This window comes from Lysobacter sp. 05T417 (assembly GCF_056396405.1).
The window spans coordinates 201,331-217,109 of record NZ_JBFTLK010000008.1; the positions used below are offsets into that span (position 1 = coordinate 201,331).

12 protein-coding genes are annotated in these 15,779 nt (G+C 69.2%); 9 read left to right on the forward strand and 3 right to left on the reverse strand.

Features of this window, described 5'->3' with window-relative positions:
* The first annotated feature begins 21 nt into the window (after positions 1-21).
* From leuS to rsfS, 5 genes are all read left to right on the forward strand, one after another.
* Positions 22-2,748 (forward strand): leucine--tRNA ligase, encoded by a 2,727-nt coding sequence (gene leuS / locus AC1DER_RS15750; RefSeq protein ID WP_477248288.1) that lies wholly within the window; start codon positions 22-24, stop codon positions 2,746-2,748.
* Positions 2,749-2,915: 167 nt separating this feature from the next.
* The gene (locus tag AC1DER_RS15755; protein ID WP_441817553.1) at positions 2,916-3,515 is read left to right on the forward strand and encodes an LPS-assembly lipoprotein LptE; all 600 of its coding nucleotides are present in this window, start codon (positions 2,916-2,918) and stop codon (positions 3,513-3,515) included.
* Between the two features lie 16 nt (positions 3,516-3,531).
* Positions 3,532-4,608 (forward strand): DNA polymerase III subunit delta, encoded by a 1,077-nt coding sequence (gene holA, locus AC1DER_RS15760; RefSeq protein ID WP_477248276.1) that lies wholly within the window; start codon positions 3,532-3,534, stop codon positions 4,606-4,608.
* Positions 4,609-4,617: 9 nt separating this feature from the next.
* A complete protein-coding gene (gene nadD, locus AC1DER_RS15765) occupies positions 4,618-5,295 on the forward strand; it encodes a nicotinate-nucleotide adenylyltransferase (RefSeq protein ID WP_477248278.1) in 678 nt (225 codons plus the stop codon).
* A gap of 48 nt (positions 5,296-5,343) precedes the next feature.
* Positions 5,344-5,775 (forward strand): ribosome silencing factor, encoded by a 432-nt coding sequence (gene rsfS, locus AC1DER_RS15770; protein ID WP_441817383.1) that lies wholly within the window; start codon positions 5,344-5,346, stop codon positions 5,773-5,775.
* A gap of 72 nt (positions 5,776-5,847) precedes the next feature.
* On the opposite strand, the gene AC1DER_RS15775 is transcribed toward rsfS, so the two are convergent.
* Entirely contained in the window at positions 5,848-7,401 is a 1,554-nt protein-coding gene (locus tag AC1DER_RS15775; protein ID WP_477248280.1) for an alkaline phosphatase PhoX, read from the reverse strand.
* A gap of 116 nt (positions 7,402-7,517) precedes the next feature.
* On the opposite strand from AC1DER_RS15775, the gene rlmH reads away from it, so the two are divergent.
* Positions 7,518-7,988: a 23S rRNA (pseudouridine(1915)-N(3))-methyltransferase RlmH gene (rlmH, locus tag AC1DER_RS15780; protein ID WP_441817381.1), complete on the forward strand. Its 471-nt coding sequence runs from the start codon at positions 7,518-7,520 to the stop codon at positions 7,986-7,988.
* Positions 7,989-8,019: 31 nt separating this feature from the next.
* On the opposite strand, the gene AC1DER_RS15785 is transcribed toward rlmH, so the two are convergent.
* Complete coding sequence (locus AC1DER_RS15785) at positions 8,020-8,712, reverse strand: energy transducer TonB (protein ID WP_477248282.1); 693 nt, start codon at positions 8,710-8,712, stop codon at positions 8,020-8,022.
* A 138-nt stretch (positions 8,713-8,850) separates the two neighbouring features.
* Entirely contained in the window at positions 8,851-9,612 is a 762-nt protein-coding gene (locus AC1DER_RS15790) for an SIMPL domain-containing protein (RefSeq protein WP_477248284.1), read from the reverse strand.
* Positions 9,613-9,734: 122 nt separating this feature from the next.
* On the opposite strand from AC1DER_RS15790, the gene AC1DER_RS15795 reads away from it, so the two are divergent.
* The 3 genes from AC1DER_RS15795 to AC1DER_RS15805 are packed head-to-tail and all read left to right on the forward strand — an operon-like array spanning position 9,735 to position 15,680.
* Complete coding sequence (locus AC1DER_RS15795) at positions 9,735-10,319, forward strand: Maf family protein (protein ID WP_441817378.1); 585 nt, start codon at positions 9,735-9,737, stop codon at positions 10,317-10,319.
* On the forward strand, positions 10,316-11,809 hold the full coding sequence (gene rng / locus AC1DER_RS15800; protein WP_441817377.1) for a ribonuclease G: 1,494 nt from the start codon (positions 10,316-10,318) through the stop codon (positions 11,807-11,809). The genes AC1DER_RS15795 and rng overlap by 4 nt, the downstream gene beginning before the upstream one ends.
* 19 nt (positions 11,810-11,828) lie before the next feature.
* Positions 11,829-15,680, forward strand: a complete 3,852-nt coding sequence (locus tag AC1DER_RS15805; protein WP_477358138.1) for a YhdP family protein — start codon at positions 11,829-11,831, stop codon at positions 15,678-15,680.
* Positions 15,681-15,779: the final 99 nt, after the last annotated feature.

Here is a 15,779-nt window from a genome sequence, read left to right on the forward strand (position 1 = left end):
GCAGATCCGAACGCCACCGACATCCGGGCCTTCGATCCGCTTGCCATCGAGGCCGCCGCCCAGGGGTACTGGGACGACAGCCGCGCCTTCGAGGTCGACGAGCGCTCCGACAAGCCCAAGTACTACTGCCTGTCGATGCTGCCGTACCCGTCCGGCGCGCTGCACATGGGTCACGTGCGCAATTACACGATTGGCGACGTCATCAGCCGCTACAAGCGCATGACCGGCCACAACGTGCTGCAGCCGATGGGCTGGGACGCCTTCGGCCTGCCGGCCGAGAACGCCGCGATCAAGAACAAGACGGCGCCGGCCAAGTGGACCTACGCCAACATCGCCCACATGAAGGCGCAGCTCAAGCAGATGGGCTACGCGATCGACTGGTCGCGCGAGTTCGCCACCTGCCAGCCGTCGTACTACGTGCACGAGCAGCGCATGTTCGTGCGCCTGATGAAGAAGGGCCTGGCCTACCGCAAGAACTCGGTGGTCAACTGGGATCCGGTCGACCAGACCGTGCTGGCCAACGAGCAGGTCGTCGACGGCCGCGGCTGGCGCACCGGCGCGTTGGTGGAGAAGCGCGAAATCCCGCAATGGTTCCTCAAGATCACCGACTACGCGCAGCAACTGCTCGACGGACTGGACGCGCTGCCGGGCTGGCCGGATGCGGTCAAGACCATGCAGCGCAACTGGATCGGCCGCAGCGAAGGCCTGGAGATCCGCTTCGACGTGCGCGATGCAGACGGCAACGCCGTTGCGCCGTTGAGCGTGTTCACCACGCGCCCGGACACGCTGATGGGCGTGACCTTCGTGTCGATCGCCGGCGAGCACCCGCTCGCCCTGGCGGCGGCGCAGAAGGATGCCGGGCTGGCCGGGTTCCTGGCCGACCTGAAGAAGGGCGGTGTCACCGAAGCCGAGCTCGAGACCCAGGAAAAGCGCGGCCGCGACACCGGCCTGCGCGCCATCCACCCGATCACCGGCGAAGAACTGCCGGTGTTCGTCGCCAACTTCGTGCTGATGAACTACGGCACCGGCGCGGTCATGGCCGTGCCCGCGCACGACCAGCGCGACTGGGAATTCGCCCAGCGTTACGTCTTGCCGATCCGCATGGTCATCGTGCCGGCGCAGGTGCGTGACGCGCTGGCCGAGATTGGCCAGCACCTGGCCCGCCACGACGACCCGATGCGCAGCGCGCTCGGCGGCGCCGGTTCGGTCGATGTCTACGACACCACGGCGGCGGTGCAGGTGGTGGAAGAGTTCCAGCGTCGCATCGCTGAAGAGTCGGCCTACACCGAGCGCGGCTGGCTGGTGAACTCCGGCGAGTTCGACGGCATGGAGTTCCAGCAGGCGCTCGATGCGCTGGCCACGCGCTTCGAAGGCGACGGCAGCGGCCAGCGCCGGGTCAACTTCCGCCTGCGCGACTGGGGCGTGAGCCGCCAGCGCTACTGGGGCTGCCCGATCCCGGTGATCCTGTGCGCGAAGTGCGGCGACGTGCCGGTGCCGGAAGACCAGTTGCCGGTGGTGCTGCCCGAAGACGTCGCCTTCAGCGGCGTCGCCTCGCCGATCAAGTCCGATCCGACCTGGCGCCAGACCACCTGCCCGCAGTGCGGCGGTGCGGCCGAGCGCGAGACCGACACGTTCGACACCTTCATGGAGTCGAGCTGGTACTACGCGCGCTACACCTCGCCCGGCGCGGAGCAGCAGGTCGACGAACGCGCCAAGTACTGGACGCCGGTCGACCAGTACATCGGCGGCATCGAGCACGCGATCCTGCACCTGCTGTACTTCCGCTTCTATCACAAGCTCATGCGCGACCAGGGCCTGGTCAACAGCGACGAGCCTGCGATCAACCTGCTGACCCAGGGCATGGTGATCGCGGAAACCTTCTACCGCGACAACACCGACGGCTCGAAGGACTGGATCAACCCGGCCGACGTCGAGGTGATCCGCGACGAGCGCGGCCGCATCACGGGCGCCACGCTGAAGGCCGACGGCAAGCCGGTCGTGATCGGCGGCACCGAGAAGATGTCGAAGTCGAAGAACAACGGCGTCGACCCGCAACTGATGGTCGGCAAGTACGGCGCCGACACGGTGCGCCTGTTCTCGATGTTCGCCGCGCCGCCGGAGCAGTCGCTGGAATGGAACGAGGCGGGCGTGGAAGGCATGTCGCGCTTCCTGCGCCGCTTCTGGCGCGAGGTGCTCGAGCACGTCTCCCAGCCTGACCATCCGCAAGTGGATGCGTCGCAGCTCGACGCCGCGCAGAAGACGCTGCGCCGCCAGCTGCACGAAACCATCCAGAAGGTCGGCGACGACTACGGCCGCCGCCACAGCTTCAACACTGCGATCGCGGCGCTGATGGAACTGCTCAACCACGTCTCCAGGTTCGACGACATGAGTGACCAGGGCCGGGCCGTTCGCCACGAGGCATTGCAGGCGATGGTGCTGTTGCTCAATCCGGTCACGCCGCATGTCTGCCACGCCCTGTGGCAGGCCCTGGGCCATGCCGAGACGCTGCTGGAGGACGTGCCGTTCCCGCAGGCCGATGCGGCCGCGCTGGTGCGCGACGCGGTAACGCTGGCGGTGCAGGTCAACGGCAAGTTGCGCGGCACCATCGACGTTGCGGTGAACATCAGCAAGGAAGACGCCGAGCGCCTGGCCCTGGCCGAACCGAACGTGGCCAAGTACATGGAAGGCCTGACGGTGCGCAAGGTGATTGTCGTGCCGGGCAAGATCGTCAACATCGTCGCCGCTTGATCGGCGTCCTGGGCCCTCTCCCGCCCGCGGGAGAGGGGTTGGGGTGAGGGCCCGCCCGTCGTCACAGGCTGAACGAGCCGCCGCCCGCTATTGATGGCCACGCACGCCTCGTCCAGACTGCCCGCATGATCCGTCACCCGATCCGCCAGATGCGCCCGATCCGTCGCATGCTCCCCGCCAGCGCCGCGCTGGTGATCACCCTGGCCGTGTCGGCTTGTGGCTTCCACCTGCGCAACGCCCTCGTGCTGCCGCCGGACATGGGTCCGGTGCGGGTGGTGTCGTCGGACCGCTACAGCCCGTTGGCCGACTCTCTGGCGCAGGCGCTGACCCGCGCCGGTGCGGTGCCGGCGACCGAAGACACCAGCAATGCAACCGTGCTCGACCTGCTCGGCGAGCAGTGGGGCGACCGCCCGATCGCGCTGGACGAACTCGGCCGCGCGCAGGAGTACTCGTTGCGCTATGCGGTGACGTTCGAAGTGCGCAAGGCCGATGGCACCACGCCGGTGCCGCGCCAGACCGTCGAGCTCGCGCGCGACTACGTGTCCAACCCGGTGCAGTCGATCGGTACCGAAGGCGAACGCGAAATCCTTCAGGGTGAAATGCGCCGCGAGATGGTGGCTTCCGTGCTGCGCCGGCTCGATGCTGTCGCCCGTCACGTCAGTGCGTTGCCTGCGGCCACGCCGGCGCCTGCTGCCGAAGGGACCACGCCGGCGCCTGCCGCCGCGCCCGTCCCGCCGGCAGAAGGTGGCGGCGGCACGCCGCGCTGAGCCTGCCGTCGTCGCAATGGAACTCAAACCGGAACAGCTGGTAGCCCAGCTTGGCCTCGACCAGGCTGCGCCGCCGCCGTTGCGTCCGGCCTACCTGATCGCAGGGCCCGAGCCGCTGCGCGTGCTCGAGGCCGCCGACACCGTGCGCGCCGCTGCGCGCAGGCAGGGCATTGCCGAACGCGAAGTATTCGAGGCCGAAGGCAACCAGCGCGAACCGGACTGGAATGGTCTTTCGGCCAGTTTCCGCGCGCCCAGCCTGTTCGCCAGCCGTCGCCTGGTGGAAGTGCGCCTGCCCAGCGGCAAGCCGGGCAAGGAGGGCGCTGAAGTCATCAGCGATTTCTGCGCCGATCCGCCGGCCGACGTGGTCCTGATGGTCACTGCCGGCGAATGGAGCAAACAGCACGGCGGCAAGTGGAGCGAGGCGATCGGTCGTATCGGCCAGATCGCAATCGCCTGGGCGGTCAAGCCGCACGAGTTGCCCGACTGGATCGAACGGCGCCTGCGCCAGCACGGCCTGCGCGCAGACCGCGACGCGGTGCAGAACCTGGCCGATCGCGTCGAGGGCAACCTGCTCGCAGCCGCGCAGGAGATCGACAAGCTTGCGCTGTTGTCCGATGGCAGCACGCTCGACAGCGCGAAGATGACCGAGCTGGTCGCCGATGCCGCACGCTTTGATGTGTTCCGCCTGGTCGATGCGGCGATGAACGGGCAGGCTGCGCTGGTCGCGCGCATGCTCGCCGGGCTGCGCGCGGAGGGCGAGGCGGTGCCGGCATTGCTCGGTATGGTCGTCATGGAACTGCAGCGCGCCGCATCGCTGGCGCGAGTGCAGGCGCGTGGCGGCAACCTCGCCGGCGAGTTCAAGGCGCAGCGCATCTGGGATTCCAAGCAGCCGATGTACCGGCGCGCCCTGCAGCGCCACGCGGCGCCGCGCTGGGATGCGTTCGTGGCCGAAGCCGGTCGCGTCGACCGCATCGCCAAGGGTCGCATGCGCATCGGCGAGGAGCCGACCGACGCCTGGCTGGCGCTTGAGCGCCTGCTGCTGGCCGTGGCCGAGCCGCGCGCCGCCAGGCTGCTCGTCGCACCGCGCGGCTGAGCGTTCGCCATGGCGCTGCAGGTCTACTACGGCGGCACCTTCGATCCGGTCCATTGCGGCCACGTGGCGGTGGCGCGCGCGGTGCGCGATGGCCTCGATGCGCAGGTCCAGCTGGTTCCCGCCGCCGATCCGCCGCACAAGGACGCGACCCACGCCGACGCGATCGCGCGGGCGCGGATGCTCGATCTGGCGGTGGCCGGCGAGCCCGGGCTCAAGGTCGATCGCCGCGAGCTGCGCCGGGAGGGGCCGTCCTACACGGTCGACACCCTGCGTGAGCTGCGCGCGGAGCTGGGCCCGGACACGCCGATCGTGTGGATGGTCGGCGGCGATTCGCTGCTGCAGCTGCATCGCTGGCACCGTTGGCAGGAATTGTTCCAGTTCGCGCATGTCCTGGCGGTGGCCCGGCCGGGGTCGCATCTGGATATGGCCACCATCGCCGAGCAGTCGCCGCCGGTTCATGCGGAGGTCGCCGCACGCTGGCACCCGCCCCGGGATCTGTCGCAAGCCCCTGCTGGGGGCTTCGCGGCGTTTGAACTGGCCCTGCAGCGGCCTGAGTCCTCCACGGAGCTGCGCCGCCGGATCGCCGCTGGCGAGGCCTGGCGGGACTGGGTGCCGGCGGCTGTCGCCGAGTACATCGTCCGTCACGGTCTTTATGCCGTCCGGGACGTCACGCCAGCTTCGTTATAATCTGCATGACATAATCCAGATGCCCCCCGCGCCGAGAGCCATCGCCCCTTGAGTACCGAAGCACAAGTCATCAAGACCCGTTTGCCCGACCCGCCGCCGCCGGTAGATCTCCTGCTAAAGACGGTCCATGCCGCGGTCGAGGAACTCAAGGCCAAGGACGTCGTCGAGATCGATGTGCGCGGCAAGAGCAGCGTCACCGACTACATGGTGATCGCTTCGGGCACTTCGACGCGCCACGTCAAGTCGATCGCGAACGAAGTCGTCAAGTTCGCCAAGAATCTCGATGTCCAGCCGTTGGGCGTGGAAGGCGAGCGCGAGGCCGAGTGGGTGCTGGTCGATCTGGGCGACGTTGTCGTCCACGTCATGCTGCCGCGCGTTCGCGAGTTCTATGCGCTCGAGCGTCTGTGGACGGTCGGCGATCAGCCGCCGGGCATGGAAGACGACCAGGAGTACGAGGTCGGCTACGGCCGGCGTCGCTGAGTCGCTGTTCATCGAGTCAAGGACAACGGCGCCTGTGGGCGCCGTTTTCATTGACGTTGACCGGTCTGCAGATCACAGGTGCCCGCGCTCCCACGGTCCCGTGATCGCCACCGTGATCCCCGGCGTCTGGATGTTGACGAACAACGCCTGGCTCAACGGATCCCAGCAGGCGCCGCAGAACTCGCTTTCGCGGTAGTCGCCCTCGGGGATGACCTTGCCGGCGTTGCCGATCTGCGTCGACGTCAGCTCGATGTTGTTCTTGCAGAAGTAGAACGACTCGCCCTGGCGGGTCAGTCCGATCAGTCGCGCGCCGGGGCCGTACTGGTCGGGGCTTTCGCCGCCGTCTTCGCACAGCAGCACGCCGCCGCGCGCGCTGACGGTGATGTTGTCGGGGTTGTGCGCGGCGAGCTGGTTGCCGCTGACGAACAACGCGCGGATGCGCTGGGTCAGCAGGTCGAGCACCCATACCGCGCCGTTGCCGCGGCCCTTGCGGCCCTGTGCGTCGACGCCGGTGCTGGTGTCGACGATGAACATCTTGCCGTAGCTGTGCCAGATGCCTTCGCCGCGGCTCATGCGCAGCGCGCCGGCGCTCCAGGCCTGTGCGAACGGGCCGCTGAGGGTTTCGCCGGCGGAGATGTCGGGGAAGCCGGCCGGGGCGACGATCGTGTCCAGGTCCGGATCGGGGATGTCGACCCATTCCAGTGCGTATTCGTCGCCGATCGCGGCCACGGTGAGGTCGGCGTTGGGCCGGCGGCGCACGCGCGCGGCCTGCAGGCGCCCGCCGTGTTCGAGTGAGCCGTAGCGGCCGGCGCGATCGTTGGGAATGAAACGGTAGAGGCCGGCCTTGTTGCGGTCGTCTTCGGTCAGATAGACGATGCCGGTGCGCGGATCGATCGCCACGGCTTCATGGCTGAAGCGTCCCAGTTCCACCAGCGGACGGCCGCAGGTGCGTTCGGCCTCCGGATGCACTTCGAAGACGTAGCCGTGCTTCTTGCCGGTGCTGGAAACCGCGTCGGTCTTGATCTCCTCGCACGTCAGCCAGCTGCCCCAGGGCGTCGGCCCGCCGGCGCAGTTGACCAGGGTGCCGCCGAGGCTGGCTTCGCTGCTGCGCCATTGGCCCTGGCGCCAGGTCAGCGTGGTGGTGCCACCGCCGGCGACCTGGCCGCCGCCGATGTCGCCGCGGTCGTACATGCCTGGCGCGTTGATCGGGCTGGCTGCGCCGCGTTCGTGGTTGCGGATCAGTACCAGTTCGTTGCCGCGGCCGCGGCCACGGCCGGAGGCGTGCTTGTTGTCGCGTGGGCGTGAGCCGGGCCGGCGCAGGCCGACCACGGCCATGCCGTCATGGCGATCGGGGCAGGGCTGGCCGTCGCTCATCACATCGCCGCCCCAGGCGAAGGACCGGTAGCTGAAACCGCGCGGCAGTTGCAGCAGCGGCAGGCCGGTAGCGAGGTCTGCGACCGGCGCCAGCGGGCCGTAACGGCCGGGAATGGGGGCGAGCCGGGTGGGGTCGCCGGCGGCCAGCGCCTGGCGCGAATACAGCGCGCCAAGGCTGCCCATGGCGCCAAGCGTCATCGCGGCGGCACCGCCTTTGAGGACCTGGCGGCGGGAGAGATCCAATGCATCCATCTGCGGACTCCTGCGGGGCTGGGGGAGCCTGCAACCTAGGTGCGGGGCATGGCCATGCGATGACATGCCGATGTCAGTGCGCCGGAACGTGACACGCAGCCGGTACCATCTCTGCAATGAAAGCGAAATTGATCGCCGTCGGTGAACACGCCCCGCGCTGGGTGGCCGAAGGCTTCGGCGAATACCGCAAGCGCCTGTCGCACTGGCTGCCGCTGGAGCTGGTCGAGATCGAGCCCGGCCTGCGCGGCAAGGGCCGCGATGCGGCGCGTGCGACCCAGGACGAAGGCGCACGCGTGCTGGCGGCGTTGCCGAAGAACGCGTGCGTGGTCACCCTCGATGGACGCGGCAAGACCTGGTCGTCCGAGCAGCTGGCGCAACGGCTGGAACATTGGCGCGGGCAGGGGCGCGACCTCGCGTTCCTGATCGGCGGTCCTGAAGGGCATGCGCCGGAAGTGATCGCGCGCGGTGACGAGTCGTGGTCGCTGGGGCCGCTGACGCTGCCGCACATGCTGGTGCGGCTGGTTGCCGCCGAGCAGCTGTACCGCGCGGCGGCGTTGCTTGCGAACCATCCCTATCACCGCGCCTGATCACCGCGCCTGATCACCCCGCGCGTCCTGATCACCGCGCCAGTTTGAACTCGATCGGCACGCGCCCCAGTGCCTGCACGGCCTGGCCGTTGCGGAACGCCGGCTGGAACGTCCACTGCGTCAGCACCGCCCGCCGGGCGGCCTGGTCGAGCACGCGGTGACCGCTGCTGCGGACCACGCGCACTTCCAGCGGTCGTCCGTCGATGCCGACCAGGATCTCCAGTTCGACCGTGCCCATCAGGCCCTGACGCACCGCTTCACCTGGATAGGCCGGCGCGGGCGCCGACAATGCCTGCAGTACTGAGCCGGTGGCAGGCCCCGTCGACTCGCCGATCGTTTCGCCGGTTGATCCGCCGGGTGTGACCGGATCGACCGGTTGCAGTGCTTCGTCGCCGGGCTGGGCGTCGACCACGGCCTCGATGGGTTCGCTGCGCGCGGGGGTCAAACGTTCTGAGCGCATCGGCGCGGGCTGGGGCCTGGTCTTTTCGATCTTGACCGGTTCGGTCGGCGGTGGCTCTGTTCTAGTGGCCTTGGGTGGCAGTTCGAATATCTCGATGGTGTCTTCTTCCAGCTGCGGTGCGACCTGCGCCAACGGGACCATCAGCAGCATCGCCACCACCGCATTGACGGCGATGGCCCCGGCTGCAGCGACTATCCGGCTGCTATCGAGCTCACCGGGCTTGAACGGCCCGGCCTGGTGGTGCTGGGCGATTGCATTCGACATGGCGCGCCTCCTGTGTGGTCTGCACTGGCGGCAAACGCATCCATGGCGGCGGCGGGGTTACGGGCCCTGAAAAAAATCAGGCCCGCGCGGGGCGGGCCTGATCGTTGGACCTTGCGGGAAGCTTCAGCTCTGCGGCGCTCAGTTGCCCAGTTCGAAGACGATGTCGAGACTGACCGAGAGGGTGTTCTCGCCGGCCGCGATCGGCGTGTCGAAGGCTTCCTTGCCGCGCGCCATCGCCATCATCGGCATCGGCCGCGGCGGGGCGAAGCTGCCGCCCTCGCTGATGCTGACGATGCGGCGGACCTTCAGGCCCAGCGTCTTGGCGTACATCTGCGCGCGCGTCTGCGCCTTCTCGACCGCGGCGCGGCGGGCCTCGTCGTAGGCCTCGCCCTTCTTGGTTTCGTCGATGTCGAAGGTCGGCCCGTTGATCTGGTTGGCGCCGGTGGCGGCCAGCGCATCCATGATCCTGCCGAGCTTGGCGATGTCGCGGACGGTGATGTTGACGGTGTTCTGCGCCTGGTAACCGGTGATCGTCGGCGGCTGGTTCTCGGCGTACTTGTATTGCGGGTTGAGATTGACGCCGCTGGTCTGGACGTCGCGCTCGGCGATGCCGGCGGCCTTGATCGCGGCCACGACCTTGTTCATCTGCTCGGCATTGGCGCGCATGGCCGAGTTGGCGTCGGCCGCCTGGGTCACAACGCCGGTGGACAGGGTTGCGATGTCGGGCGCACGACGGCTCTCGGCCTGGGCCGACACCGACAGCAGGGTGCCGTCGGTCGCTACGTACGGGGTGGTCTGGGCGGGGCTCACGACGGGGAAGGCTCCAAATGCGAGGGCGGCGGCCAGCACGAGCGGGCGCAGGGCGAGCCGCGAAGACGGGCGAGAAGACGGCAGGGGCATGAACAACTCCTTGTGGTTGCGGCTAGGGTCTGGATGGTGCGGTGAACGATTCGTGAGCCTGGTCGGGGTTGGATGAGGTTGCGTGCGCTGTCGCGCAGTCAGCGCGGGTTATGCTTTCGCCGATGCTTTATCTCGCCTCCAAATCCCCCCGCCGGCACGAATTGCTGGGCCGGCTCCTGTCGAGCCAGCCTGGCCTGGAGTTCGGCGTGCTCGACCTCGACATCCCCGAGCACCCGCAGCCCGGCGAGCCGGCCGAATCCTATGTGCGCCGTGTCGCCCGCGAGAAGGCCGGGGCCGGACTGCTCAAGGTGGTCGGCAACCCGTCCGCGGTCGTGCTTGGCTCCGATACCGAGGTCGTGCTCGATGACGAGGTGTTCGGCAAGCCGGCCGACGACGCCGACGCCGCGGCGATGCTGGCCCGGTTGTCCGGACGCACCCACCAGGTGATCTCGGCAGTGTCGCTGGTTTCGCCGTCGCGCGAGTTGCAGGCCGTCTCGATTTCCGAAGTCACCTTCGCCACGCTGAGTCCGTCGCAGATCGATGCCTACGTTGCCAGCGGCGAGCCGCACGGGCGCGCCGGCGCGTACGCGATCCAGGGCCTGGCCGAGGCATTCACCACACGCCTGTCCGGCAGCTACTCCGGTGTGATGGGGTTGCCGCTGTACGAGACCGCCACCTTGCTGCGACAGTTCGGAGTGTTGAAGTGACCGAAGAAATACTGGTCAACGTTACTCCCCGCGAAACCCGTGTTGCCGTCGTCGAAAACGGCATGCTCCAGGAACTGCACATCGAACGTGGCTGGCGCCGTGGCGTGGTCGGCAACATCTACAAGGGCAAGGTCCAGCGGGTCATGCCGGGCATGCAGGCGGCGTTCGTCGAAATCGGCCTGGAGCGCGCGGCGTTCCTGCACGCGGCCGACATCATCAAGCCCGTGCCGGTCGCCGAGGGCGCCAGCGAAGGCGAGGAGGCGCCGCTGCCGCCGACGCCGACGCGGCCGATTGCCGAACTGCTGCGCGAGGGCCAGGACATCATCGTGCAGGTGGTCAAGGACCCGATCGGCAGCAAGGGCGCCCGACTCACCACCCAGCTCAGCATTCCTTCGCGCTACCTGGTACTGCTGCCGCGCACACGCGTGGTCGGCGTCTCGGCGCGGATCGAGGACGAGGCCGAGCGCGCCCGCCTCAAGAGCCACATCACCTCGCTGGCCCCGTCCGGCGACAGCCACGGTTACATCGTGCGCACCAACGCCGAGGGCCAGCCGGAGGAGCAGCTGGCCGAGGACGTGGCCTACCTGGGCCGGGTCTGGGGCCTGATCGAGGAACGTTCGCGCAGCGCCCGCGTCGGCGAACGCGTGTACGAAGACCTGAACCTGCCGCTGCGTGCGGTCCGCGACCTGATGCGCAAGGACGTCGAGAAAGTGCGCGTCGATTCGCGCGAGACCTGCGAGCGCCTGCGCGTGTTCGCCGCGCAGTACATGCCGGGCCTGGACGAGAAGATCGAGCACTACACCGGCGCGCGGCCCATCTTCGACCTGTATGGCGTCGAGGACGAGATCCAGCGCGCACTCGACAAGGAAGTGCCGCTCAAATCCGGCGGCTATCTGGTGATCGACCAGACCGAGGCGATGACCACGGTCGACATCAACACCGGCTCGTTCCTGGGCCAGCGCAACCTCGAGGAGACGGTGTACCGCACCAACCTCGAAGCTGCGCAGTCGGTGGCGCGCCAGCTGCGCCTGCGCAACCTGGGCGGCATCATCATCATCGACTTCATCGACATGATCGATTCCGAGCACCGGCGGCAGGTGCTGCGCCAGCTCGAGAAGTCGCTGGCGCGCGACCACGCCAAGACCACGGTGTACGAGTTCTCGCCGCTGGGCCTGGTAGAGATGACGCGCAAGCGCACCACCGAAAGCCTGGAGCGCCAGCTGTCGGAGGCCTGCCATGAGTGCGGCGGCCGCGGCACGCTGAAGACGCCGGAGACGGTGACGTACGAAATCTTCCGCGACATCGTCCGCCAGGTGCGCCAGTTCGATGCGCAGCGGCTGCTGGTGATCGCCTCGCCGAAAGTGGTCGCGCGCATCACCGACGAAGAGTCGGCGGCGGTGGCCGAACTGGAAGAGTTCCTCGCCAAGTCGATCCGCTTCCAGGCCGACGACCAGTATGCGCAGGAGCAGTTCGATGTGGTTCTCCTCTAGGGCGGAAGGCTGAAGCACGATGCCGACCCCCATGCGCCGCCGCCTGCGCATCGCCCGCCGTGGCCTGGCCTACACGACCGCCCTGGTGCTGGTGCTGATCGCGCTGGTGCTGGCGATCGCCAGCCAGTTGCTGCCGCTGGCCGAAAGCAATCCGCAGCGCGTCGCCGCGTGGCTCAGCGAGCGCGCCGGCCGGCCAGTCTCGTTCGACAAGGTCGAAACCGACTGGACCCGGCGCGGACCGCTGTTGCGCCTGGACAATCTGCGCGTCGGCGCCGGCGATGAGGCGTTCACCGTGGGCGACACCGAGATGCTGGTGTCGGTCTACGCCGGCCTGTTGCCTGGCCATGCCTTTTCCGAGCTGCGCCTGCGTGGCCTCGACCTGACCCTGGAACGCAGCGACGACGCGCGCTGGAAAGTGCGCGGCCTGCCCGGCCAGGAGCAGCCCGCGCGCGATCCGCTGTCGGCGCTGGAAGGCCTGGGCGAACTGCAGGTGATCGGCGGCAAGCTGTCGGTGATCGCGCCGCAGCTGGGCATCGACGCGCGCATCCCGCGCATCGACCTGCGTCTGCGCGTGGACGGCCCGCGCGTGCGCGCCGGTGTCCGCGCCTGGCCGAGCGTCGGCGTGCCCGGCGCCGCCGCCTCGCCGCTGGACGCGGTGTTCGACTTCGACCGCCAGCAGGGCGATGGCAGGGCCTACCTGGGCACGCGTCGCGCCGATCTGGCGGCATGGGGCCCGCTGCTGCAATTGGCCGGTGTCGGCAGCGAGTCCGGCCAAGGCCGCGCCGAAGCGTGGGCGCAGTTGCGAAGCCACCGCATCACCGATGTGATCATCGATGCCGCGCTCGACCGCGTCGGCCTGCGCGGCCAGGCATTGCCCGGCGGCAAGGTGCCGCGCCTGATGTTCCCGCACATCGAGGCGCGTGCGCGCTGGCGGCTGATGGACGGTGGCTGGCGCGCGGACGCGCCGAAGCTGCGCATCGACAGTGCCGGCCATGCGCAGAAGCTCGACGGCCTGGCGATCGCAGGCGGCAGCCGTTTCGCGCTGATGGCCGACCAGATCGATGCCGGCCCGCTGCTTGCGGCCGCGGCGCTGAGCGACCGGCTCGAGCCTGGCCTTCGCCAGTGGCTGCACAACACCGCGCCGCAGGCGTCGCTGCAACGCATCGAAGTGGCCGGCGTGCGTGGTGGGCCGATGCGCACGCATGCACGTATCGCCTCGTTCGGGTTCAAGGCGGTCGGCAACGCGCCGGGACTGAGCGGACTGGCCGGCGAGTTCGACGGCGATGCCGACGGCTTCAGCCTGGTGCTCGACCCGAAGTCGCCGATGCGGTTCGACTGGCCGAGCGGGTTCGGCGTCGTCCATACCGCCGCCCTGCACGGCATGGTCAGCGGCTGGCGCGAGGGCGCCGGCTGGCGCATCGGCACGCCGTCGCTGGCGATCAAGGGCGATGGCTTCGGCGTGACCGCGCGTGGCGGCCTGTGGTGGCAGGGCGACGGATCGCGGCCGTGGATCGACATCGCCGCCGACATCGACGAGACCCAGGTGCCGGTCGCGAAGGGTTTCTGGATCCATCACAAGATGTCGCCACGCGTGATCGGCTGGCTCGACGCGGCGCTGGTCGGCGGGCAGCTTCGCAATGGCCATGCGGTGGTGTCGGGCGACCTCGACGACTGGCCGTTCCGCGATCGCAACGGCCGCTTCGAAGCCGTTGCCCAATTGCATGACGCCGTGGTCAAGTTCCAGCCGGAATGGCCGGCGGCGGAAGGTCTCGAGGCCGATGTCGCGTTCATCGCCGACGGCTTCACCGTCGAGGGCCGCGGCAAGCTGGCCGAAGTCGCCATCGACCACATCCGCGCCGGCATCGATCATTACGGCGGTGGCGCGCTGACGGTCAAGGCGCAGGGCGGGGGCGACGCCGCGCAACTGCTGAACCTGCTGCGCGCCAGTCCGCTGCAGCACGACCACGCCGACACGCTCAAGAACGTGGTCGCAAGCGGACCGGCCAAGGTCGGCTTCGACATGACCTTGCCCCTGGTCCATGGCGCAGTGACGGCGATCAGCGGGACGGTGGAACTCAAGGACGCCAAACTCGCCGACCCGCGCTGGAAGCTCGCGTTCGACCAGGTCAACGGCTCGGCCATCTACGGGCGCGGCGGTTTCGGCGCCAAGGATCTGCGCGTACGCCATGACGGCCAGCCGGGGCGCTTGTCGCTGCTGGCTGGCGACCAGTACGTGAGCGACAAGTCGCACGTGTTCGAGGCCGGTCTCGATGCCGACATGGCCATTGCCGACCTGCTGGATCGCGCGCCGGAGATGGCGTGGCTCAAGCCTTACGTCGATGGCCGCTCGCGCTGGACGGTCGGCATCGCCATCCCGAAGGCGTCGTCGGGACGCGCCGTGCCCACGCAGTTGCAACTGCGCTCGGACCTGGTCGGTACCGCGCTCAACCTGCCCGCGCCGCTGCGCAAGCCCGCCGGCGACGCGCTGGCGGCGAGCATCGATGCGCCCTTGCCGATGGGCAGCGACGACATCCGCGTGACCCTGGGCAACCTGGTCTCGGTGCGCGCGCGCAGCCGCGAGGATGCCTCGGGCAAATCGCAGACCGGAGTACGGGTCGCACTGGGTGGCGGGCGTGTCGACGAAGCGCCGCCGGCGCATGGCCTGGTGGCCACCGGCCGCGCGCCGGTGTTCGATGCCATCGACTGGATCGCGATGATGTACGGCGGCGGCAGCGGCGGGCTCGCGCTGCAGCGCATCGACGTCACCGCGCAGCGGTTCAACCTGCTCGGTGGCGCCTTCGCCGACACGCACCTGGTGGTGGTTCCGGCCCCACAAGGCGCAATCGCGGTGCAGGTGGAAGGCGCGGCATTGCAGGGCGCGGCGCTGATCCCCGCCGGCGACGGTGCACCGATCGCGGGCCGGTTCGATCGCGTCTACTGGCGCGCTCCGAGGGCCGCCACCGCGGCCGCCTCCACGACGGCGCCGCCCGCGCCCGCGCCGGCAGGCAACGACGGTTTCAATCCCGCCAGGATCCCGCCGTTGACCATCGACATCGCCGACCTGCGGGTCGCCGATGCGCGTCTGGGCGAAGCCAACCTGCGCACGCGACCGAGCAGCAACGGCATGCGCTTCGAACAACTGCGCATGCGCGGCACCGGCCAGAGCCTCGACGTCAGCGGCGAGTGGAGCGGGCGCGGCGCGGCTGCACGCACGCAGATGGACGTGCGGATCGACAGCAAGGATCTGGGCACGTTGCTGGGCGGCTTCGGCATGAGCCAGCAACTGGCCGGTGGTATCGGCACGATGCATTTCGCCGCGGGCTGGAACGGCAGTCCCGCCGACTTCAACCTGGCGACGCTGGAAGGCTCGCTCGATGCCGACATCCGCGACGGTCGCCTGCTCGAAGTCGAGCCCGGCGCCGGCCGCGTGCTCGGCCTGCTCAGCCTGGCCCAGTTGCCGCGGCGGCTGATGCTGGATTTCCGCGACTTCTTCTCCAAGGGATTCGCCTTCAACCGTGCCGGCGGCAAGCTTCGATTTACTGCCGGCACTGCCCACAGCGACGCCATCTCCATCGACGGGCCGGCCGCGCAGATCAGCATCAGCGGCAGCGCCAACCTGCGCGCGCAGAGTTTCGACCAGACCATCGAAGTGCGGCCCAAGGCCGGCAACCTGCTGACTGTGGCCGGCGCCATTGCCGCCGGCCCCGTCGGAGCGGCGATCGGCGCAGCGGCCAATGCGGTCCTGCAGAAGCCGCTGGGGCAGATGGCCTCGCGCACCTACCGCGTCACCGGGCCGTGGAAGGAGCCCAAGGTCGAGGTGGTCGGCAGCGAACAGGGGCGGGCCGAACAGACCGTGCCACCGGCCCGCTGAAGGGCCGGGCCAGACCCGACGCGTCGCCGGCCCGCAGGCCCAGCCGCGGCGGTGCCGTTCGCACTGCCGGCGCCCTCCGGAGCCCGCGGCCCCGGCGCC